A 22224-nucleotide genomic window follows, 5' to 3' on the forward strand; every position below is an offset into this window, starting at 1 on the left:
AATCACACATGTCTAATGTTGCAACAAGATTTGCTCCTTCCCCTACAGGAGCCCTTCATATTGGTGGTGTGAGAACTGCTTTATTTTGTTGGTTGTATTCAAAAAATAAAAAAGGAACCTTTCATTTAAGAATCGAGGACACAGATAAAGAGAGATCTAAAGATGAGTATAAAAATCAAATTATAAAATCTTTAAAATGGATTGGTATAGAGCATGATGGAGAACCGTATATTCAATCAACTAAAATAAGCGATCATATTAACGTTGCTAATGAATTGCTTAAAAATGGTCATGCTTATAAATGTTACTGTTCTACAGAAGAAATAGAAGAACAGAAGAAAAGAGCTAGACAAAAAAAATTTCCTTATACCTACAATAGAAAATGTAGAGAATTCAGTGAAAGTGATGCTCCAAAAGATATTAAACCAGTTGTAAGATTTAAAAGTAAAATTGAGGGTTCTTCTATACTAAAAGACTTGGTACAAGGAGATGTTGAAATAGACAATAATACTATAGAAGATTTTATTATTCTAAGGAATGATGGGACTCCAACATATAATTTATCAGCTACTGTTGATGATCATCAAATGAACATGACACATATTATTAGAGGTGATGACCATAAAATAAACACCTTTAAACAGATGCAAATATATCTTTCAATGAAATGGGAACTACCATCTTTTGCTCACATACCTTTAATTCACACGTTAGCAGGTAAGAAATTGTCTAAAAGAGACAATGCCTCAACACTTGATGACTATTCTAAAATTGGAATAATGCCAAATGCTTTAAGAAACTATTTATTAAGACTGGGTTGGTCATATAAGGACAAAGAGATATTTACTTTAGATGAAAGTATTAAACATTTTAATCTTGAGGGAGTTGGCAAATCACCTTCAAAATTAGATATTAGCCGTATATTATCAATAAATGAGCATTACATTAAGAATATTAGTGAAAATGAACTGTACGATCAACTTGCGCAATATTGTGAACTTTATAAAGAAAAGATTTCAGACGAAAAAGAAAATAAAGTTAAAACATCGTTAGCTTTTTTAAAAAATAAAGCCAAAACCTTGGAGGATATATATAATAACTCAAAGTATATTATATTTGATGATGTTAGTTTTGACCAAGAAGATTTAAAACTTATTGATGATAAATCGAAAAAAATATTGGGAGATTTTGTGATTATGGCAAAAGAATTGGAAAATTTTAATAAAGAAAATATTGAGCCTATTATTAATCATCTAATTAAATCACACGAAACCAACTTTAAGAGTGTTGGCCAACCACTAAGAATAGGGTTAACGGGTACAAAATTTGGACCAGGTATTTATGATATAATAATATCTTTAGGAAAAGCAGAAGTAATTAAACGATTAGGAAATAAGATACTTAGCTAATATTAAAGACGCTTCGCTGCTAGATGATGTTTTAGATTTAATCTCATCAATAGTTTTCCTACAAATTTTTATTTGTTTTTCCATAATATCTGGATTTTTTAATAAATAAACTACAGAATTATAAATTTCATTTGCACTACATTCGTTTTGTAATAGTTCTGGAATAACTTCCTTTCCATTAATTATATTTATTATATTGGCAAATTTTACTTTAACTAATGATTTCATAATTAAGTAATTAATCATATTAATCTTATAAATAATGATTGATGGAATTTCTAAATTACAAATTTCTAATGATACAGTGCCCGATTTTGATACAGCAAAAATTGAATTTGATAATATTTCAAATTTAATTTTTTCGTCAGAAATTACTTGAGTATTTTTTAAACTAATTTTTTGTAAATAATTAATAATTAAATTTTTATTTTCAGTTGTGGCATGAAAAACAAAACTATAATCATTAAACTTTTTATTCATCATATCAATAAAGTCACACAAAATTGGTAGAAGGATATTTATTTCTGAAGTCCTGCTTCCAGCAAAAATAGATATAATTTTTTTATCACTCGCATTAAAAGATGATATATCAATCATAGATTTTTTATTCTGCTCAAGTAAAGGATGTCCAACAAAAGTATTAGGAATATTTTCTTTATCAAAATATTTTTTTTCAAAATTAAACAATAAGAGAATATGATCAATAAATTTTTTAAATTTTTTTACTCTACCTTCACGCCATATCCATACTTGTGGTGCCACATAATGAACTGTTATAACTTTATTATTAATTTTCTTAACTCGCTCAGCAACCCTAAGTGTAAAATCGGGGCTATCAACACTAAATAATATATCGGGGTTAAATTTAATAATCTGATCAACTGTAGTATTAATTCTATTCCTAATCTTAAAAATATTAAGTAAAACACTTGTGAAGCCAATATAGGTAATCTCTTTAAGGTCAAAAATTGATTTTATACCTAGTTTACTAAGATGGATTCCACCAACACATAAGTATTGAATGTCAGGGTTGTCCTTTTTTAATTTCGTTATAACTGATGAAGCAAGTTTATCTCCTGAGGGTTCACCGGTTATTATAAAAATTTTTTTCATTTAATAGTTATAAAAATTTTATTTTTATTTGCAAAATTAATGCACTTTTTTCTATCTAAAAAAATATTTTGTTTAGATTTCAAAACAATACCTTTTATATCTGCTTTACTACAATCTTTGAGTGTATCGATACCAATAGTTGGTAAGTCAACTCTAAGGTCTTGTTTTTTTTTAGGAAATTTAATTAATATTGCTTCTGAATTTTTTAATTTTTTAAATGATAACAACATTTTTTTTGTCCCTTTTGCAGATTCTTTTGCGACTACATTATTATTGCTAACAATTAATCCCTGAACATGATTATGAGCATTAAGTTTATTAAGCAGCATTATTCCTTTTTTAATTTGTATTAGGTCATTATTATTAGGCTTAAGTATTGTGAGATCACTTCTTTTTAAAGTTAGCTCTGGATTAAAAAAATTCGATCTTATAACTTTAATTTTATGCTCAGCTAATATCTTGATGAGTTCTCTTAATATAGCTGCATCACCAAGTTTAAATGCGGCAATAATTCTAGACATATAAAACAAGCCTTTAAAATCTAATTTTAATGTTGATAACCTAGGTTTATCTATTTTTCCTGCAAATAAAACTTTGTTGCATTTTTTTTCTTTTATCAAATTAAGGATTTTTCCAAATTGGCCTATACTTATGTGATATGAATTATTATTCTTTATAAATCTATTATTATTTGTTAAGTCGATGATAAAATATTTTATATTTTTTTTTGTTAAATTATTAATTATTAATTTTGGGAAATCTGTAGTGCCAAGAAAGAGGCCTATCATTTTTTTTCAAAATAATTTATATTTATAACAGTTCTAATACTTTCATCTGTACAATCAACACCACAATGTTTTTGATGTCCGTCAAAAATAACTATTCTGTTAGCTATAGCAGAAATTTTTTTTCCATTTTGGAAAAGTGTAGAACCATTATTTGTATTACAATAAAATACTGCTGTCTTAATATTTTCTATATTTGTGTCTGTATGCATGAGAGATTTTTTATTAGAATCTTTTTTTGTTGTTAGGTTTGCTTTTATTCTGTAAATCTTTTCAGGATTTATTTTTCTTATAATTGGCATCAAAATTTTAAAATATTTTGAAACAATTTTACCACCATCATCTACAAATAAATGTGTAAATTGAAAATCTCCATCATGGAGTTCCGATTTTCCATTAACAAAATACCATGGAAATTTTGCCTCTAAGATTACTTTTGCCAAAACAATAAAGGCATTAGGATCAATAAAATTATCAATTATTTTCATTTTTTAATAATGGAGTACAAATAGGTCGTTTTTTTTCTTTATTTATAAATTCTATTATATCGTTAATTAGCGAGTTATCTTTGTAAGCACTATTTAAGTTATTTAGATTTTCAGTTAATTGTTGTGTTTTAAAAATCTCTTTATAAGCTTCTGATAATAGTAAAATAACTTTATTGGATATTTTTTTTCTTCTTAAACCAACTAAATTTAAACCCAAAAGTTGATTTCTATTACCGGCAGACAGAGAATATGGAATAACATCTTTCTCAACACCAGTCATTCCACCAATCATAGCCATTTTGCCTATTCTAGTAAATTGTTGCACTGCTGAATTTCCACCTATAATAACGTCATTAGCAATTTGCGCATGCCCCGCAATTGCTACGTTATTTGCTAAAACAATATTATTTTCTAAGACACAGTCATGCGCTACATGTGAAGAAACCATTAATAAACAATTATTTCCTATAGTGGTTTCACGCCTTCCTCCTTTTGTTCCAGGGTTTATGCTTACATATTCTCTAATCTTATTATTATCACCAATTACAAGTTTTGTTTCTTCCCCATTGAACTTTAAATCCTGAGGATCATTTCCTATAGATGAAAAAGGATAAATTTTATTATTTTTTCCAATAATTGTATTTCCAGAAATACTAACATGGGAATGTATTGTTGTATTTTCATTAATTTGAACATTTGGACCTACCATAGAGTATGCTCCAATTTCAACATTTTTGCCTATAATTGCTTTATTATCTATAATTGCTGTTTTGTGAATCACTTATTATCCTTAATAAAATTTTTTAAGCTTTTTGCAGGATATCCCATTACTTTCGAATTATCTGAAATATTTTTTATTACTCCGCTGCCACCTCCTATTTGAACGTTATTACCAATGGATAAATGTCCAGCAATTCCAGTTTGTCCACCTATAATCACATTGTTTCCTAGCGTTGAACTGCCAGCAAAACCAACTTGTCCTGCCACAATACAATTATTACCAATTTTATTGTTGTGGGCTATATGAACTTGATTGTCCAAATATGTATTTTTTCCAATAATTGTATTTGATAACGACCCTCTATCTATGGTGCATCCACAACCAATTTCACAATTATTTTCGATGATAACAATCCCAATATGCGGATATCTATTATTTTTTTTTTTATCAGGATAAAACCCAAAGCCTTTTTTGCCAATGACACAGCCATCTAAAATGTTAACATTATTTTTAATTATAGTTTTTCTTAAAATAACATTAGAGCCAATCGAGCAATTATCTCCAATAATTACATTATTTTCAATAATAGAATTATGACCAATCGAGCAATTACTTCCAATTTGCACATCTCTACCAATTAAGATATTTTTTCCATATTTAATTTTATTTATAAAGCTAATTTTTTCTGCACTTTCTACAGTATCATCAAAATCATCATTGACAGCATCCGGATAAAAAATTTTAGTAATATTAGCTGTAGCTAGCAATACATTATCAACAACTATTGGATTACAATTTTTGGGAAGAAATTGTGATAATTTTCTCGTAGTAATACAAAATTGAGCATTAGTTTTTGATGCTAAATTTTCATATTTTTTTGAATGAAAAAATGTAATATTATTTTTTTCTGCTGTAACTAAATCCTTAATATCATTTACTATAGTTTCAGAATAATTTTCTAAATTATTAATATTGCTCAATTTTAAAACATTGGCTATGTTGAATGGACCATTTTTTTTGAAAAAAGGATTGTTCATTAATCTAGCTTTTTATCAAAATCTAAATTAAATGATTATCAAGAATTGTTGCTAATTATTTCTTATCTACAATAGTTGCAGACCAAAGTGCATCTGCCATACGTTTGCCATCAACAAGAGCTTCGCCTTTATATTTCCACACTCTACCGTGAGATCTCACAGCTTCGATGTTCAATTCAAGTTTACAGTCTGGAATAACAGGGTTTCTAAATCTAGCCTTCTCAATGCCCATTAAAAAGACCAGTTTATTAGCATAAGTTTCTTTATCAAGACCATGAGCGGTTAATGCTGCTGCTGCTTGACCAAATGCTTCAACAATCAATACACCAGGCATCACAGGATTATCGGGAAAGTGGCCTTGAACAAAAAAACTATCAGTTTTAACATAAACTATGGCAGTAGCAGAAAGCAACTTTTTAATATTATGTAGCTCATCAATAAGCAACATTGGCTCTCTATGTGGTAACAGGTTTTGTATTTGAGATTTATCTAAAAATTCTTTTGTCATTTAACCTTAAATTCTTTAATTTTTATATTGATAAGTTTAACAACATCTTCGCTAATATCCAGATCAGATTTTCCAAGAACAATATTTTTTTTATGTAAAATTAATGAAATTTTATTTTCCTCAGAATATTTTAAGAGAATTGTATTAATCTCTAAAATAAATCTACTAGTGTTCTTTCTTTTTAATTCTTTTAATTCATCAATATCTTTTTTTTTTTATTGAATATTTATTAATTTGAGATTTTAAAGAAGTGATGTTTTTTTCATATTCTGATGCTGCTAAAATATTTTTTTGAGTAATAAGTTTTTTCTCTTTATTCTTTAGATCTTTTGCAATTTTTTCTAAATCTTTTAGTCTTTTTTCATTTATGTCATTTAATTGATTCAAAATTGATTTACCTGCGATAGATGTAGACATGATTTTATCCATATCAATAAAAACAATGTTTGTATTAGCTATTAAAATATTCGGAAATAATAAAAATATAAACGGAATAAATAAAAAATATTTTTTCATTAAAAAGTAGTACCAAGGTTAAATCTAAACGATTCAGTAATATCGTTATCATCTTTACTGATTACCTCTGTAAAAGAAAAGTTAAGTGGACCTATGGGGGTAAATAAATCAACGCCCATTCCAATAGAGGATCTTATTGCACTTCCGTCATCTACACTAGAATCGTAGTCAACACCCCACACATTAGCTGCATCAAAGAATATAGAAAATTCTGTATTTTGTAAGCTTGGTAATATTTGAGGGAGTGATGTTGCAATATTTATAGCAGCAGCATAGTTTCCTCCTACATAATCCTCTCCATCCTTTGGTCCAACTTTTCCTGACTCAAATCCTCTTAGTCTATTTGAAGGTAAAGACAATCTGTCAGAAAGTTTGACATCTTTATTTGTAAGTGATTCTGTTGCGGAGGCATAAAAGCTTATTGATGCTACGTTCTCATTAAACCAAGTATTAAAAATTTTATAATCATAAGTATTTGTTAGTGAATAATTTTCGCTTATTAAGGGTAAGTTTTGAGTAAATCTGCTTCTAAAACCATCTGTAGTTTTATATTTTTGATTTCTCTTATCATAATCTAAGGTGAAATTAAAAAAGGTATCAAAATATGATCCTTTTTGTCTAGTCATACTAGCCGATGCTGTGCTATCTGTTTTTAAGTTTTCAATAAACGAAGATACGCCACTAGTCAGATAGAAATCATCGTAATATTCAAAACCACTGCCTATAGTAAAACCAGTTTTGCTTGATTTATAACCAGAGGCTATAAGCCGATCTGTGACAATACTTTGAGCACTTAATCTTAATGAACGATTTGAACCTCTATAATTTGGATTATTTAAGGAAAATAAACCTTTAACAGAATCTTTGCTTAATGTTAGATTTGAAGAAAATTTAATACCCCTACCTAAAAAATTATTTTCTTTTGCACTAAAAGCTAATGTACCACCAGAAGTTCCAACCCCAGCACCAGCACTAATTTCACCTGTTGGCTTTTCTTCAACAATAATGTTAATTATTTTTTGGTTATTATTTGTCCCTTCAACAATTTCGGTTTTAACATCTTTAAAAAAGTTTAATGATCTTATGTTATTAATTGATTTTTTGTGTAATAAATCACTGAATGAGTCACCCTCATCTACATTTAACGCATTTCTAATTACCTCTTCTTGAGTAACATTGTTTCCGAAAATATTAATTCTCTCTACGTAAAATTTTTCCGCTTCTACAATATTGAAAGTTAAATTGATTAAATTATCAGTAAATTCCTCATTAACAGTTGAGTTTAAAAATTCATATTGTTCATTTAATACAATCTTATCAATTTCATTTAGAATTCTATCTATAGAATTTAAAGAATATTTTTTTCCTTTTAACTTAGTAAAAATTTTATTTAAATTAATAAAATTAGCTTCATCGTAATCATTTGGTAAAATAATTTTAATATCGTTAAAAAAATATTTTTTATTAGATGTAATATTATAAATAAGCTCAAATTCATTATTACCAAGATAATTTGCATATGATGATTCAATTTTTACCTTATAAAATCCACGATTTTGATAAAAGTTTCTTAATAGTTTTTTATCAAAATTAATTAGTTGTTCATTTAAAAATTTTTTACCTGAAATAAATTTCCAAAATTTATATTCTTCACTCAAGATTACATTTCTAAGCTTGTTATCTTTTATCTTTTTGTCACCTATAAAAGAGATTTTTGAAATTTTAGCTTTGTTTCCAATATCAATATCATGTATCAAATTAACTTTATTGTTACCAAGGTTTTCAATCTTTGTTGTTATAACTGAAAAATAATAACCTCTATCTTTAAGTAAATTGATTATTCCAGTTTCGTCATTTTTAAGAAGGGCTATATTGAACGACGACCTATCCTTTAAATTCAAAATATCAATTATAGATTTTTTTATTGTTTTAGATTTTATACCCTCAATAAAAACACTTTGTATAATTGGGTTCTCCTCTACTTTGATTAGAAGTTGATTATTTATTATTTTGATAGAAACATCTTTAAAAAAACCCGTATTATATAAATTTTTTAAAATTAAATTAATTGAATCTTCATTCAAAATTTTGTTATCTGGAATAGCTGAAAAAACCTTTATAGTTTCATCCGATATTCTAGAATTGCCATTAATAATAATCTCATTATAATTCTTAGAATGCAAGGGAGTGATGAGGAAAAACAGCACTAAAGATAATTTTAAAATAAAACTTAGCATGCTGATGTTATACACTCATGTTGTTAATTTTTAAACTTACATAATTTGATAATTTTGTAATTTGATTGATATTCTTAGGTGCTATTTTTTTATATTTCTTAAATTCAGTCATATTGAGAGTTTTTAATAAAATTCTAGATATATCTGTAAATTTTATTTTTTTTTCTAAGAATAGTTTAACCAAACAATCGTTAGCTGCAACAATAACTGTTTCAAATAAAGAGTTGTTATTTTTTAATTTATCTAAAAATTCAACAAGTGGGAATCTTTTTTTATCAATTTTTTCAAGATTAAGATTATTTAATTTTTTTAAACTTAATTTTTCAGATTTAATCTTTTTGTATGAATCTGAGTATAAAGAATTAAAAATTGGTATTTTCATATTTGTGTCATGAATCAAAAGCTTAGTAAGACCATTATTAAATTTAATTATTGCATGAAGATATGAATGAGGATGAACAATAATTTCTAGTTGATTATAACTTAAATTGAAAATTTTTTTTGCTTCGATAATTTCAAAAACTTTATTCATCATGGTTGCTGAGTCAATTGATATTTTTTTTCCCATAGACCAATTTGGATGCTTAAGGGCCATGGTTGGTGTTATTGATTTAAATTTGCTTAATGGATATTTTCTGAATGGGCCTCCTGAAGCTGTGATATAGACTTTTTCAATACTATTATTTTTTAAATTTTCCAATAAAGACCAAATTGAAAAATGTTCAGAGTCTACTGGTATAAATTGTGTTTTGTTATATTTAAGACTTTTTTTAATTAATGACCATCCACATATAATTGACTCTTTGTTTGCTATTGCAATTTTTTTACAAAATTTAATTATAGATAAAGTTGGTTTTAATCCATTAAATCCTGAAATCGCACTCATAACGTAGTCGATTTCTTTTTTTTGGAAGATTTTATTGATTGAATTAAAATCGTTATAAATATTTATTTTTTCATTTATCAAAATTTTTTGAATTTTAATAAATGCAAGTTTATTTGTAATAATTATATTTTTAACTTTGAAAATTTTAACTTGTTTTAAAAGCTCTTTATAATTTGAGTTAGCAGTAAGCAAATAAATTTCAAAATTATCTTTATCATTTTTTAATATACTAAATAAAGACTTTCCGATTGATCCTGTGGAACCTAAAATAACAACTTTTTTTTTCATTTTAATTAATATTAAATAAAATAATTCCAGCAGGTATTGCAAAAATAATTCCATCTATCCTATCTAAAAATCCACCGTGACCAGGTAATAAATCACTTGTATCCTTAACTTTTGCTTTTCTTTTTATTAAAGAGATAAATAAGTCACCCATTTGAGATGTAAGGGATATGACTAATGTAGCAAAAAATAAAAAGAAAGTATTACCTTCATATAAATCATTAATAAAAAGAGGTATCAACATTACGGAAAATATAAATGACCCTATTGCACCTGAAATAGTCTTTTTTGGGCTTATTTTTGTAAGTTTTTTACCTTTAAAAGTTTTGCCAAAAACAAAACCACCGATATCTGATACTATAGCTACTAACAGCGAATATAAAATAAAAATATTATTATCTGAATTTTGATTTACAATTATAAAAAAAGTCATTATTGATAAATACAAAAGTGATATAGCTTTTAACGCAACTCTTAAAAATTTATCCTTAAAACTGCTACTTTTAAATATTTTTGATATTAAAGCGTAAAATTCAATCCACACAATCGTTGTGATGATTATTAAAGATATAATAAGTATAAATGAATAAAGATACATTAAAAAAAGTAATACTGTTAAAAATATAGATGTAATTATTCTTTTTTTAAACTCAGATATCATATTAAATAGAACCAAAATTTCTTTTTAAACTTTTAAATTTTTTTAAAATTTTTTTAAAATCATGGTTTTTGAAGTCTGGCCAAAGTTTTTTTTCAAAGAATATTTCTGTATATGCTAGTTGCCATAATAAAAAATTGCTTAGTCTATTTGTATTACCAGTTCTAATTAATATGTCTGGGTCTGGAATTTGGTTGGTATAAAGGTTTTTTTCAATATTTTTTTTAGTTATATTTATTTGATTTTTAACAGTCAATTTAATAGCGTTTATAATTTCATTTTTTGATCCATAGTTTAGTGCAATATTAACTTGCAATTCATTGCCATCTCTTGTTTTTAACTCAGATTCTTTTAACAGTTTTTTTAATTTTGCAGGTAATGTTTTTATAGTGCCGATAAATCTTAATTTTATTTTTTTTTCAATTAAATTATGAATTTTTTTTACTAGGAAAGTTTCTAGTAAATTGAATAAGAAGTTAATTTCTTTTTTAGGTCTTTTCCAATTTTCAGTAGAAAAAGTGTAAAGTGTTATGTATTTAATATTGTTTTTAAAACATTCATTAATTACCATCTCTACTGTATTTAACCCAGCTCTATGTCCAGCGTTTCTAGATCCTTTGTGCTTAATGCCCCATCTCCCGTTTCCATCCATAATGATGGCAACATGTTTAACTGGGTTCATATGGTCATTATTTCTTTTTCTTTAGCTTCAACTTTTTGATCTATAATTTTAATATGCTCATCTGTAAATGTTTGTATAATTTTTTCATTTTTTTTTTCATCATCCTCACTGATTTTCTTATTTTTAACTAAATTTTTTAAATCATCATTAGCTTCACGTCTTATATTTCTAATTGAAACTTTGCACTTTTCGCCGATGGATTTAATTACTTTTTTAATTTCAGACCTTCTCTCTTCATTTAAATCTGGAACAGGCAGTCTAATCAATTGCCCATCTATTTGAGGGTTTAAACCAAGCTCAGATTTTTTTATGGCAGAATCAACCAATGGAACGTTATTAAGGTCCCAAACTTGAATGTTGATAGTACGCGCATCTGGAGTTGTTATGCTAGAAACTTGATTTAATGGCATCGCTTGTCCATAAACATCGACCTTAACAAGATCAAGCATTGCTGCATTTGCTCTACCAGTTCTTAATGATGTTAATTCTTTTGTAAAAACCTCAATGGTTTTATCCATCTTCTGGTTGTACATTTTATCATCAAACATCTATTCGCCAATTTTTATTCTATAGAAATCTTTAATATTTAAGTTAGTGATATTAAGATCTTTTATTACATCTTGCACTCTTTTTTTAGGTTCCATAACCCATGCTTGAGTAAGAAGTGCATTATCCTCTTTAAATTTATTCATTTTACCTAGGCTAATTTTTTGCGCAATATCATCTGGTTTTCCAGAATTTTTCAATTCTTCCGTTACAAGATCTTGTTCTTTTTGAAGTACATTTGCATCAATTAAATCTGAACTCAATGCTAGTGGATTAGATGCAGCTACATGCATTGAAAGCTGTCTTCCAAAATTTTTAACAGCATCACTATCATCGGAAGTTTCAAGAGATACCAAAACCGATAATTTAGATAAATTATCCTTAACTACAGTGTGTAAATAGTTAAAATTTTTAGTGCCTTTTTGGTTAAACGTTTTAAGTTTGCCGACTGTTATTTTTTCACCCATTTTTGCTATTAATGAAACTAGGTTGTCTTCAACCGTTTGGCCATTTAGCATATTAGATTTATTTAATTTATTTAAGTCTGAATTGTTTTGATTATTTAATTCACTCAGTTCTTTTGCAAATGAGACAAAATCATCATTTTTAGCAACAAAATCTGTCTCACAATTTAACTCTATTAACGATATTTTATTTTCGTCTCCAGAGGTTGCTATAACTCCTTCTTTAGCATCTCTAGACATTTTTTTTGAAGCTTTAGAAATTCCTTTAACTCTTAAAATTTCCACTGCTTTATCTAAGTCTCCACCCGATTCTTTAACAGCTATATTGCAATCTTTAAAACCAGCACCTGTTGCTTCTCTAAGTTGTTTTACTTTTTCTATATCACTCATATTAATTCAACTTTTCCTTTTCTTTTTTTGAGAATTTAGCATCTAATTTTTCTCTATCTAATTCTTGAACAGTTTTAGTAGATTTTTCTTTTTCTTTCATATCTTCAACTTTAAGTTTCTCTTCACTTTTAGATGGTGTTGCTTTTTTTGCATTTTCAATAGTTTCTTTTATTAGATTACAATAAAGATCAATTGCTCTTCTAGCATCATCATTACCAGGAATTGGAAAATCAACACCGTCTGGGTTCGAATTACTATCCAATATAGCACAGATTGGAATTCCCAACTTAGTTGCTTCCGCGATAGCTAAAGATTCATAGTTTGTATCAATAATAAAAACTAAATCTGGAATTTTTTTCATTTCAGCAATTCCACCTAAAGCTCTTTCTAATTTATCTTTTTTAACACTCATTTTTAATAACTCTTTTTTTGTAAAGCCTCTATTTTCAGCTACAAGGTCAGCTTCATATTTCTTCATCTTTTTAATTGATCCAGAAATTGTTCCCCAGTTAGTTAACATTCCACCTAACCATCTGTAATTTACAAAATATTGTCCAGTTTCTTTTGCAACTTCTGCAATAGCTTCAGATGCTTGTTTTTTAGTTGATACAAAAAGAATTTTGCCATTATTAGCAACAACATCGTAGACTTTTTCTAAAGCTACATTTGTTAATTCTAATGTTTGCGTTAAATCAATAATGTGAATTGAATCTCTTTTACCAAAGATATATTTTTTCATCTTTGGGTTCCATCTTAAAGTCTTATGACCTAAGTGAACGCCTGCTTCTAATAATTGTTGAATAGTTAGACTTGGTATTTTCATATTTATTCCCGGTTAAGCCACCACAGTAATTTCCATTTAAGGACCGGAGGTATAAAACCACAAACTGTGTGCGTGTTAATTTAATTTAAGAGTTATTTACAAATTATTTGTAAAACAAACAAGTCTTTTTTAGTGAATAATCGTCGAAATATCATTGTTTCTTAAGATATTTATAGCTTTTCTATCAATAAGTCTTTTATTTTTAAGTTTGAAGTTAATATTACCAGATTCATCATTAATATTAATTTTTACTTCCGTTGTCCCCTCTTCACTAACTAAATCAGATATTTTATCAATGTCTTTAACAGACTTAAGATTGAATATAATTTCATTAACAGGTTTATTAAAAAGATCTTTTAGAGAGGCTATTTTTTGAACATTTATTCTTTTGGATTTTTTTTCATCATTAGAAATTGTTTTAATTAAGGTTATAATTAATGAGCTACCCTCAATAAGAGCGTCTCTATTAAGTTCTAATATGTCAGAAAAAATAAAAAGTTCAAAAACGCTAGTTAAATCTGTAAACTTGATAACACCATAAGAATTTCCTCTAGCAGTTTTTCTTTCTGTGATTTTTAAAAGTGTTGCAGCAATATTTGCATCTTTTATATCATCATTCAAATTAAACTTTACATAATCAACTATTTTATAATCATCAAAAATTTCTTTAAATTGGTTTAAGGGGTGATCGGATATAAAAAAACCTACAGCTTCAAATTCTCTTGACAGTCTATCTTCAAAGTTCCAATCCTCAATATTAAGTACTATTTCATTGTCCTGCTCTTCATCAGATTCAAATAGATCAATTTGATTTGCTGCTTTATTTTCAAAGATATTTTTTGTTTTTAAGATAAAATTAGGAATTGAATTAAATAATGCCTGTCTATTGCCATCTATATTATCAAAAGCTCCTGCTTTGACTAAACCTTCTAACTGTAGTTTATTAATATCTTTAGGATTAACTCTATTTAGAAATTCGTTGATTGATTTAAATTTGCCATTTTCTTTTCTTTCTTTAACAACATTTGAAATTGCTTCAAGTCCTACGCTTTTAATTCCACCCAAGGCATAATAGAAATTTTCTTCATCAAACTGAAAATCAGCAAAACATCTGTTTATATCTGGGCGTATAACTTTAATATTAATTCTCTTAAGTTCTTCATGAAATTCACTAAGTTTATTTTGGTTTGACATATCCATTGTCATTGATGCTGCAAAAAACTCTTTGGGATAATATGTTTTTAAAAATGCTGTTTGATAAGAAATGATTGCATAAGCTGCCGCGTGACTTTTATTAAAACCATATTCAGCAAATGGTTCAATTTTTAAAAAGATACTTGCAGCAATATCCTTGTTAATTCCATTTTTAAGAGCACCAGCAATAAAACCTTGTTTCTGTTTTTCTAATTCTGCTCTTTTCTTTTTACCCATTGCTCTTCTTAAAATATCAGCTTCTCCAGCAGTAAATCCTGACAATTTTTGGGCTATTTGCATTACCTGCTCCTGATAAATAATTACGCCATAAGTAGGTTTAAGAATATCCTCCAGTAATGGATGCAAATAATCTGGTGTTTGCCTACCATGTTTACAGTCATTATAAACAGGTATGTTGCTCATAGGTCCCGGACGATAAAGAGCAACTAGAGCTATAATATCCTCAATATGATTAGGTTTCATCTGCAATAATGCTTCACGCATTCCAGCACTCTCCACCTGGAATAATCCAACTGTATGGCCAGATGATAATAGTTCAAAAACTTTCTTATCTTCAAAATTAATATCTTCAATTTTAAAATCTTTAACATTTTTATTAATTAGCTTTTGAGTTCTATTGATTACAGTTAAAGTTTTTAAACCTAAAAAATCAAACTTGATTAAGCCTGCATTTTCTGCTGAATACATGTCAAATTGTGTGGATGGTAACAGTAAATCAGCCGATACATCTTTGTATAAAGGAACAACTTCTGTTAATTTTCTGTCTGCAATCACAACACCAGCAGCATGAGTTGCTACGTTTCTATTCAAGCCTTCTAGTTTTAAAGAAAGATCAGTTAATTTTTTTACACGGGAATCTTCATTAACTAATTTTTGAAGTCGAGGCTCACTATTAATGCATTCAGATAAACTTTGTGGTCTTGAAGGATCAAAAGGTATCATTTTTGAAATACTATCAACAAAACCATAAGGTAGACCTAAAACTCTACCTACATCTCTAATAACCATTCTTGCCTTTAATTTACCAAAAGTTATTATGTGAGCGACGCTATCTTTATATTTCGTTGTTAAATATTTAAAAACTAGATCTCTTTTTTCCTCACAAAAATCTATATCAAAGTCAGGCATTGACACACGATCAGGATTTAAAAATCTTTCAAATATCAAATTAAATTTTATTGGATCAACATCAGTAATAGATAAGCACCATGCAACAAGAGAGCCAGCTCCTGAACCCCTACCAGGTCCAACTGGAATATCGTTACTCTTAGCCCATTTGATATAGTCAGAGACAATCAAAAAATAACTAGGATACTTCATTTCAATGATTATCTTTAATTCATGGTCTAATCTGTCTTTATATTTTATAAATTTATCATTATTCTCTAAATTTTTTACATCGATCTTAAAAACTTTTAGGAATTTTTCTTTCAAGCCATCTAATGAATCTTTTTTAAGTATTTCATCTGCACTACCTCCTTTTTCAGAGCTAATATTTGGCAATACAGGCTTAGAAAATTGTGGTCTAAAATTGCATTTGAATGGCAAGTTAAAATTATTTTCTAAGGCTTCAGGAAGATCTGAAAATAATTCTGACATTTCTTCGTTAGACTTAAAGTAGTGTTGATCGCTGTATTTAATTCTATTTTTTTCGTTAACATAAGTCTTTGAACCGATGCATGTTAAGGCATCATGTGCTTCATGCATATTTGATGTTAAATAATAAACTTCATTAGTTGCAATAATTGGTATTTTTATCTTAAAAGATTGATCCAGATTAAATTTTTCAAAGACAATTTCATTTTGATCTCCATGCCTTTGAATTTCTAAATAAAAATTATCATACAATTTTGATGATAAACTTTTATAAATCTTTGTTATCTCCTCTAAACGACCCTTTTGAAATAGTTTCCCAAATAAACCCTGGATAGTTCCAGAGAGCAACAATACACCTTCAGTATTATTTAAAAGTTCCTTAATATCCAAATGAGGATCAGAAAGAGCGTCATTTTCAAGATAAGATCTAGAAGAAAGTTCAATGATCCGCTTATAACCTTTTTCATTAAGGGCAATTAGAGGCAGTAATCCTGTTGTGTCTTCAAATTTAAAATTGATTTGTGTACCAATAATAGGTTGCGTTCCAACTTTAGAAATATTTTCAGCAAATTCTAATGCACCACACAAATTAGATGTATCAGAAAGGCCTAGGCAGGGTATTTTATTTTCTTTACAAAAATCCTTTAAATTATCAATCTTAATTGCACCTTCACAAATTGAATATTGTGTATGAATCTTTAAATGATTAAAGTATTGATTATTTAATTCTAGCATTGACAGTTTTTATATTACCATCAATCATTTCTAATTTGCAATCAGCCATATTGGCAAAAAATCTATTATGAGTTGCATAGATTATTAATCTGTTCTTACTTTTTAAATTATATAAAACATTAAAAACTTCTTTTGCCGTCGTATGATCAAGACTGCCAGTTGGTTCGTCTGCCAATATTATTTCAGGTTCATTTATGAGCGCTCGAGCCATTGCAATTCTTTGCATTTCACCACCTGATAGTTCGGATGGATAATGATGCTCTCGAGATGAAAGGCCCATTTCTTTGATGATTTTTCGTGCTTTTTGAATTGAACTCTTTTTATTGTTACCTTGGGTTAGACTAGCAAGATAAACATTTTCTAGGGCTGTGAAGTCAGGAAGTAAATTGTTTTGTTGATATATAATGCCAATTTTTTTAGATCTAATTTTGTCATTATCAGCATTGTCATTAAAATCTATTGTGTCATTGCCAATTGACAATGAGCCAGTTGTAGGTTTGTCAATCATTGATAAAATATTTAGTAGCGTAGATTTTCCTGATCCCGATGGACCCATAAGAGAATAAATTTTACCTTTTGCAAATGAATAATCAATTTTATTTAAGACAGTTACTTTTTTATTATTAGAAAAAGATTTAGAAATTTTTTTTATAGTTATTGAATTATTCATACTTTAAGCCTTTAACAGGATCTAATTTTGATGCTTTAATTGCTGGAAAAATTGAAACAATAATAGTTATAAGAATTGAACATAACGAAATGATAAAAATTGATGCTGGATTGATCTCGGAAGGCATTGTACTCAAAAAATAAATATCCTCAGGAAACAGACTAATATTAAAAGTATTACTTAAAAATTCTCTTAAATTTTCAATATATAAAGAGAACATCACACCCAAAAAAATACCAAAGAAAGTTGCGCTGGTTCCAATAATAACACCAACTAAAAAAAATATTTTTGTAATAGATTTATTTAAGACACCAATAGATTTAAGTATTGCTATATCTTTAGTTTTATTTTTTACTAAAATTGTAAGTCCTGAAATAATATTAAAAGCGGCTACTATAATAATTAAAGATAAGATTATAAACATTACATTTCTTTCAACTTTTAAGGCTGAAAATAAAGAGCTATTCATATCTGCCCAGGTGTAAACAAATTCATTATCAAATACTTTTTGAATCTGAATCTTTATTTCATCAATATTGGCTGGATTATTCAAATATATTTCTAAGTTTCGTTTTTCTTTCTCAAGATCAAAAAAATTTTCTAATGTATTGAGATTTATGAATGCTATGTTGACATCAAAATCTGCTAAGCCGCTGTCGAAGATTGAGCTTATAATAAAAGTTTCTTGCTTAGGTAAGCTTCCAATAATTGTTTCAATACCTACTGGAGACATAATTAACACTCTATCTCCTATGTTAAGCCCTAAATTAAAACTTAATTCTTTACCTATAGATATAGAATTTTTTAATAACTGTTTTGGTTCTCCTATTAAGTTACCTTTTTTAACAACATCAAGTTTAGGAAAATTTTTACTACTGTAGCCTCTTAAAACTAGTCCTTTTGTATAATCTTTACTAATAACAATAGCCTCACCAGAATTGCTAAAAATTAACTCTTTTGAAATTAGTTTTAAATTGCTGTTATTAAGTTTATTTAAATTAATTGAATTTTCATAAGGTTTAACAGTAACATGTGCGTTAAATCCGACTATTTTATTAACTAGCTCAGTTCTAAAACCATTCATAACAGACATGACAATAATTAACACTGCAACACCTAAGCTTATTCCAATAAATGAAAAAATAGAGATGATATTTAAAAATCCATCTTTTTTTCTTGTTTTTAGATATCTAAATGTAATTTCTTTTTCTAATGTAGAAATCAATTTTTTACTTTAAGTTCAGTTAAAATTTTAGTTATTTGTTCTATGGTTAAATTTTTAGGATCTTTTCCTAACTCTTTAAACTCTAATAAATCACCTTCTGATTTTTTTCCTAAAATTATTTGATATGGAACACCAATTAAATTAAATTTCTTAATTTTAGATGAAAGATTTTCATCTATGTCATCAATAATTGTATCAACATTGTTGCTTTCAAAGTGTTTAAAAAGTTTAGTAGCCTTATCTAAAGCAGATGTGTCATTTTTATTAATCATTGGAATTATAGCTAGTTCATATGGTGCTACAGAAAATGGCCATTTCATTATTTCTTCTTTATCATCATATTTAGCTTCGATAATAGCTCCTACTAGTCTTGAAACACCAATGCCATAAGAGCCCATCTTAACAAAGTCTTTTTTGCTACCCGGAAGATCTACAGCTGCATTTAAAGCTTTTGAATATTTATCACCAAAATAAAAAATGTGTCCCACTTCAATACCTTTAGTAATCAGTCTATTTTCTTCAGAAACTTTTTTTTCAAACTCATCTTTATTAAATTTTTCATCAGCAACAGAATAGTATTGTTCATATTTTTTTCTTAAATCCTCTAAAGATTTTCTGTCCATTACTGAGCCATCGCTATCTAAATCAAAAACTCTTTTATCCATAAAAATTTTACTTTCACCTGTATCTGCTAAAATAATAAATTCATGAGAAAGGTTTCCACCTATAGGTCCTGTATCAGCTGCCATTGGAATGGCTGAAAGTTCCAATCTTTTAAAAGTTTTTAAATAAGAAAAAAAAAACTTATTATAAGAGAAAGCTGCATCTTCGTCGTTTACATCAAATGAATATGCATCTTTCATATAAAATTCTCTACCACGCATAATCCCAAATCTTGGTCTAACCTCGTCTCTAAATTTCCATTGTATGTGATACAATAATTGAGGCAATGATTTATAAGATTTAATACTTGATCTAAATATATCTGTAACTAATTCTTCGTTGGTTGGACCATAAAGCATCTCCCTGCCTTGTCTGTCTTTAATTCGAAGCATTTCGTCTCCATAATCATCGTAACGACCACTTTCTTTCCAAATATCACTGGGCTGAATAGTTGGCATCAGTATTTCTTGAGCACCAATTTTATTTTGTTCCTCTCTAACAATCTGTTCTATTTTTTTCATCACTTTAAAACCTAATGGTAACCATGAATAAATACCTGCTGAAGATTGTTTTATCATTCCCACTCTAAGCATTAATTGATGTGACTTAATTTTTGCTTCTGATGGGTTATTTTTTAATATTGGTATGAATGATTTTGAAATGTACATTTTTAGCTAATTATATATCTTAAATTTAAATATTGATATTTTATCAATAAATAAATTATCACGAAAATAACAGTTGTAATACCGGTGCAATAGATAAATTTTTTTAACATTTTAGGATTTTCTGGAGAACCAAGGTCTTCACCCTTGATTTTAATAGGTTTTTGTCTATTTACATCAATTGGAAGAATTACAAAAAAAACTATCCACCAAATAATTATGTAAATTATAGCAAGACCCGTTGCACTCATCTAAATTCTTACTAAATTGATATTTATAAATGGTCTTTTACCAGTCAATTCTTTAGCACATTTTCTGCATGTGATTTTTAAGGCATCAATTAAATTATATTCTTGTTTTTTACTTTTTATAGAAAAAGTTCTTGTTGTTTTTTCTATTGCTTCTTCTAATTCGTATATAAATTCATCAACATCATATACTGGTAAGCCTCTAAAAGTTAATATGGGTCTTTTATGAATATTTCCTTTTGTAGTAATTAAAATAGTCACCTCCATATACCCATTGGCAGCTATATTTTTTCTATCTTTAATTGATTGAGCATCTTCCTCAACGTTCATATTTCCATCTAAATAAAGTCTACCACTTGGTGCTTTATCAAAAACATGTGGTCTACCTGGAGCTAATTTTACAATATCACCATTTTCTACTTGAACAGGGTGTGGAACTTTCATTTCATGTGCAAATTTCATATGTTCTATCATATGTCTATGTTCTCCATGAACGGGTACGGCACATTGTGGTTTAACCCAATCATACATTTCTCTAAGGTCGTCTCTATTGGGGTGGCCAGAAACATGTACAAATTCACTTTCTTCCGAAATAACTTCAATGCCATCTTTGACTAATTGGTTCTGTAATTTGTATAATTTTTTTTCATTACCTGGAATAATTTTTGATGAAAAAATAACAGCATCATCTTTTTCTATATAAACATCTGGATGAGTATTGCTAGAAATTCTCATAAGTGCAGCCATAGGTTCACCTTGGCTACCAGTGCAAAGATAAACTATTTTTTCTCTAGCGATTTTATTTGCGCCACGAGCATCTATAGGTTCAATAACATTTTTTAAATAACCACATTGTCTTGCTGCTTTAAATATTCTATGCATAGATCTTCCAACTAGAGCTATTTGTCTGCCAGTTTTTTCTGCACAATAAAAAGCCGTTTCCATACGCGCTACATTTGATGCAAAAGAAGCCATCACAATTCTTTTTTTAAGGCTACCCATTATATTCAATAAGCTTTTTCTAACATCTAATTCAGAACCAGCTTTTCCCATGCTAAATACATTTGTTGAATCGCAAATCATAGCAAGGACACCTTCTTTACCAATCTCTTTAAGTCTATCAGAATTAATTTTTTCACCAATTAAAGGTTCTGGATCAATCTTCCAATCTCCAGTATGTAATATTATCCCAGCTGGAGTTTCAATTCTAAGACCATTAGGCTCAAGGATCGAGTGAGTTAGTGTAATGTACTCAATTTTAAAAGGATCTAAACTTACAGTTCCATTCAATTGAACTATTTTTAGATATTTGGTTACATCGATATTTTTTTCTTTAAATTTTTCTTTTATTAAAACTGCAGTAAATGGGGTTGCAAAAATTTTACATTTTAATTGAGGCCATAAATGAGCAATTGCCCCTATATGGTCTTCATGAGCATGAGTTAGAATAATTCCTAAAAGGTCCTCTTTCTTGTCCACTATAAACCCAGGATCTGGATAAATTAGATCAATTCCAGGTAAGGTATCATCAGCAAATGTAACTCCTATATCAACCATGATCCATTTATGTTCTCCAGGTTTTCCATAGGCAAACAGGTTCATATTCATGCCAATTTCTCCTGATCCCCCTAAAGGGCAAAATAATAATTCATCTTTCAT

Annotated in this window: 21 protein-coding genes; 1 reads left to right on the top strand and 20 read right to left on the bottom strand. The window is 27.8% G+C overall.

What is annotated here, in order from left to right:
* Positions 1–8: 8 nt before the first annotated feature.
* Positions 9–1409, top strand: a complete 1401-nt coding sequence (gene gltX, locus ABXT58_RS03895) for a glutamate--tRNA ligase (RefSeq protein WP_415303391.1) — start codon at positions 9–11, stop codon at positions 1407–1409.
* On the opposite strand, the gene lpxB is transcribed toward gltX, so the two are convergent.
* From lpxB to ABXT58_RS03995, 20 genes are all read right to left on the bottom strand, one after another.
* Complete coding sequence (lpxB, locus tag ABXT58_RS03900) at positions 1386–2522, bottom strand: lipid-A-disaccharide synthase (protein WP_415303392.1); 1137 nt, start codon at positions 2520–2522, stop codon at positions 1386–1388. The two genes, gltX and lpxB, sit on opposite strands and share 24 nt — an antisense overlap.
* Positions 2519–3310 (bottom strand): UDP-2,3-diacylglucosamine diphosphatase LpxI domain-containing protein, encoded by a 792-nt coding sequence (lpxI, locus tag ABXT58_RS03905; RefSeq protein ID WP_415303393.1) that lies wholly within the window; start codon positions 3308–3310, stop codon positions 2519–2521. The genes lpxB and lpxI overlap by 4 nt, the downstream gene beginning before the upstream one ends.
* Complete coding sequence (locus tag ABXT58_RS03910; RefSeq protein WP_415303394.1) at positions 3307–3795, bottom strand: hypothetical protein; 489 nt, start codon at positions 3793–3795, stop codon at positions 3307–3309. Before ABXT58_RS03910 ends, lpxI begins: the two co-directional genes overlap by 4 nt.
* Positions 3782–4576 (bottom strand): acyl-ACP--UDP-N-acetylglucosamine O-acyltransferase, encoded by a 795-nt coding sequence (gene lpxA / locus ABXT58_RS03915; protein WP_415303395.1) that lies wholly within the window; start codon positions 4574–4576, stop codon positions 3782–3784. Before lpxA ends, ABXT58_RS03910 begins: the two co-directional genes overlap by 14 nt.
* The gene (lpxD, locus tag ABXT58_RS03920; RefSeq protein ID WP_415303396.1) at positions 4573–5553 is read right to left on the bottom strand and encodes a UDP-3-O-(3-hydroxymyristoyl)glucosamine N-acyltransferase; all 981 of its coding nucleotides are present in this window, start codon (positions 5551–5553) and stop codon (positions 4573–4575) included. The genes lpxA and lpxD overlap by 4 nt, the downstream gene beginning before the upstream one ends.
* A 55-nt stretch (positions 5554–5608) precedes the next feature.
* The gene (gene fabZ, locus ABXT58_RS03925; RefSeq protein ID WP_415303397.1) at positions 5609–6061 is read right to left on the bottom strand and encodes a 3-hydroxyacyl-ACP dehydratase FabZ; all 453 of its coding nucleotides are present in this window, start codon (positions 6059–6061) and stop codon (positions 5609–5611) included.
* Positions 6062–6259: 198 nt separating this feature from the next.
* Entirely contained in the window at positions 6260–6577 is a 318-nt protein-coding gene (locus ABXT58_RS03930) for an OmpH family outer membrane protein (RefSeq protein ID WP_415303398.1), read from the bottom strand.
* Complete coding sequence (bamA, locus tag ABXT58_RS03935; RefSeq protein ID WP_415303399.1) at positions 6577–8784, bottom strand: outer membrane protein assembly factor BamA; 2208 nt, start codon at positions 8782–8784, stop codon at positions 6577–6579. Before bamA ends, ABXT58_RS03930 begins: the two co-directional genes overlap by 1 nt.
* Before the next feature lie 37 nt (positions 8785–8821).
* Positions 8822–9988 (bottom strand): 1-deoxy-D-xylulose-5-phosphate reductoisomerase, encoded by a 1167-nt coding sequence (dxr, locus tag ABXT58_RS03940; protein ID WP_415303400.1) that lies wholly within the window; start codon positions 9986–9988, stop codon positions 8822–8824.
* 1 nt (position 9989) lies between these two features.
* Positions 9990–10646: a phosphatidate cytidylyltransferase gene (locus ABXT58_RS03945; RefSeq protein ID WP_415303401.1), complete on the bottom strand. Its 657-nt coding sequence runs from the start codon at positions 10644–10646 to the stop codon at positions 9990–9992.
* Between the two features lies 1 nt (position 10647).
* A complete protein-coding gene (uppS, locus tag ABXT58_RS03950) occupies positions 10648–11325 on the bottom strand; it encodes a polyprenyl diphosphate synthase (RefSeq protein WP_415303402.1) in 678 nt (225 codons plus the stop codon).
* The gene (gene frr / locus ABXT58_RS03955) at positions 11322–11873 is read right to left on the bottom strand and encodes a ribosome recycling factor (RefSeq protein ID WP_415303403.1); all 552 of its coding nucleotides are present in this window, start codon (positions 11871–11873) and stop codon (positions 11322–11324) included. The genes uppS and frr overlap by 4 nt, the downstream gene beginning before the upstream one ends.
* The gene (gene tsf / locus ABXT58_RS03960) at positions 11874–12725 is read right to left on the bottom strand and encodes a translation elongation factor Ts (protein ID WP_415303404.1); all 852 of its coding nucleotides are present in this window, start codon (positions 12723–12725) and stop codon (positions 11874–11876) included.
* Position 12726: 1 nt separating this feature from the next.
* A complete protein-coding gene (rpsB, locus tag ABXT58_RS03965; RefSeq protein WP_415303405.1) occupies positions 12727–13548 on the bottom strand; it encodes a 30S ribosomal protein S2 in 822 nt (273 codons plus the stop codon).
* Between the two features lie 129 nt (positions 13549–13677).
* Positions 13678–17094, bottom strand: a complete 3417-nt coding sequence (dnaE, locus tag ABXT58_RS03970) for a DNA polymerase III subunit alpha (protein WP_415303406.1) — start codon at positions 17092–17094, stop codon at positions 13678–13680.
* Positions 17078–17764, bottom strand: a complete 687-nt coding sequence (locus ABXT58_RS03975) for an ABC transporter ATP-binding protein (RefSeq protein ID WP_415303407.1) — start codon at positions 17762–17764, stop codon at positions 17078–17080. The genes dnaE and ABXT58_RS03975 overlap by 17 nt, the downstream gene beginning before the upstream one ends.
* Entirely contained in the window at positions 17757–18989 is a 1233-nt protein-coding gene (locus ABXT58_RS03980) for an FtsX-like permease family protein (protein ID WP_415303408.1), read from the bottom strand. Before ABXT58_RS03980 ends, ABXT58_RS03975 begins: the two co-directional genes overlap by 8 nt.
* On the bottom strand, positions 18986–20320 hold the full coding sequence (proS, locus tag ABXT58_RS03985; RefSeq protein WP_415303409.1) for a proline--tRNA ligase: 1335 nt from the start codon (positions 20318–20320) through the stop codon (positions 18986–18988). Before proS ends, ABXT58_RS03980 begins: the two co-directional genes overlap by 4 nt.
* A 2-nt stretch (positions 20321–20322) precedes the next feature.
* The gene (locus ABXT58_RS03990) at positions 20323–20568 is read right to left on the bottom strand and encodes a DUF1467 family protein (RefSeq protein ID WP_415303410.1); all 246 of its coding nucleotides are present in this window, start codon (positions 20566–20568) and stop codon (positions 20323–20325) included.
* The gene (locus ABXT58_RS03995; RefSeq protein ID WP_415303411.1) at positions 20569–22224 is read right to left on the bottom strand and encodes a ribonuclease J; all 1656 of its coding nucleotides are present in this window, start codon (positions 22222–22224) and stop codon (positions 20569–20571) included.

Source organism: Candidatus Pelagibacter sp. Uisw_090 (genome assembly GCF_047717845.1).
Taxonomy (GTDB): Bacteria; Pseudomonadota; Alphaproteobacteria; order Pelagibacterales; family Pelagibacteraceae; genus Pelagibacter.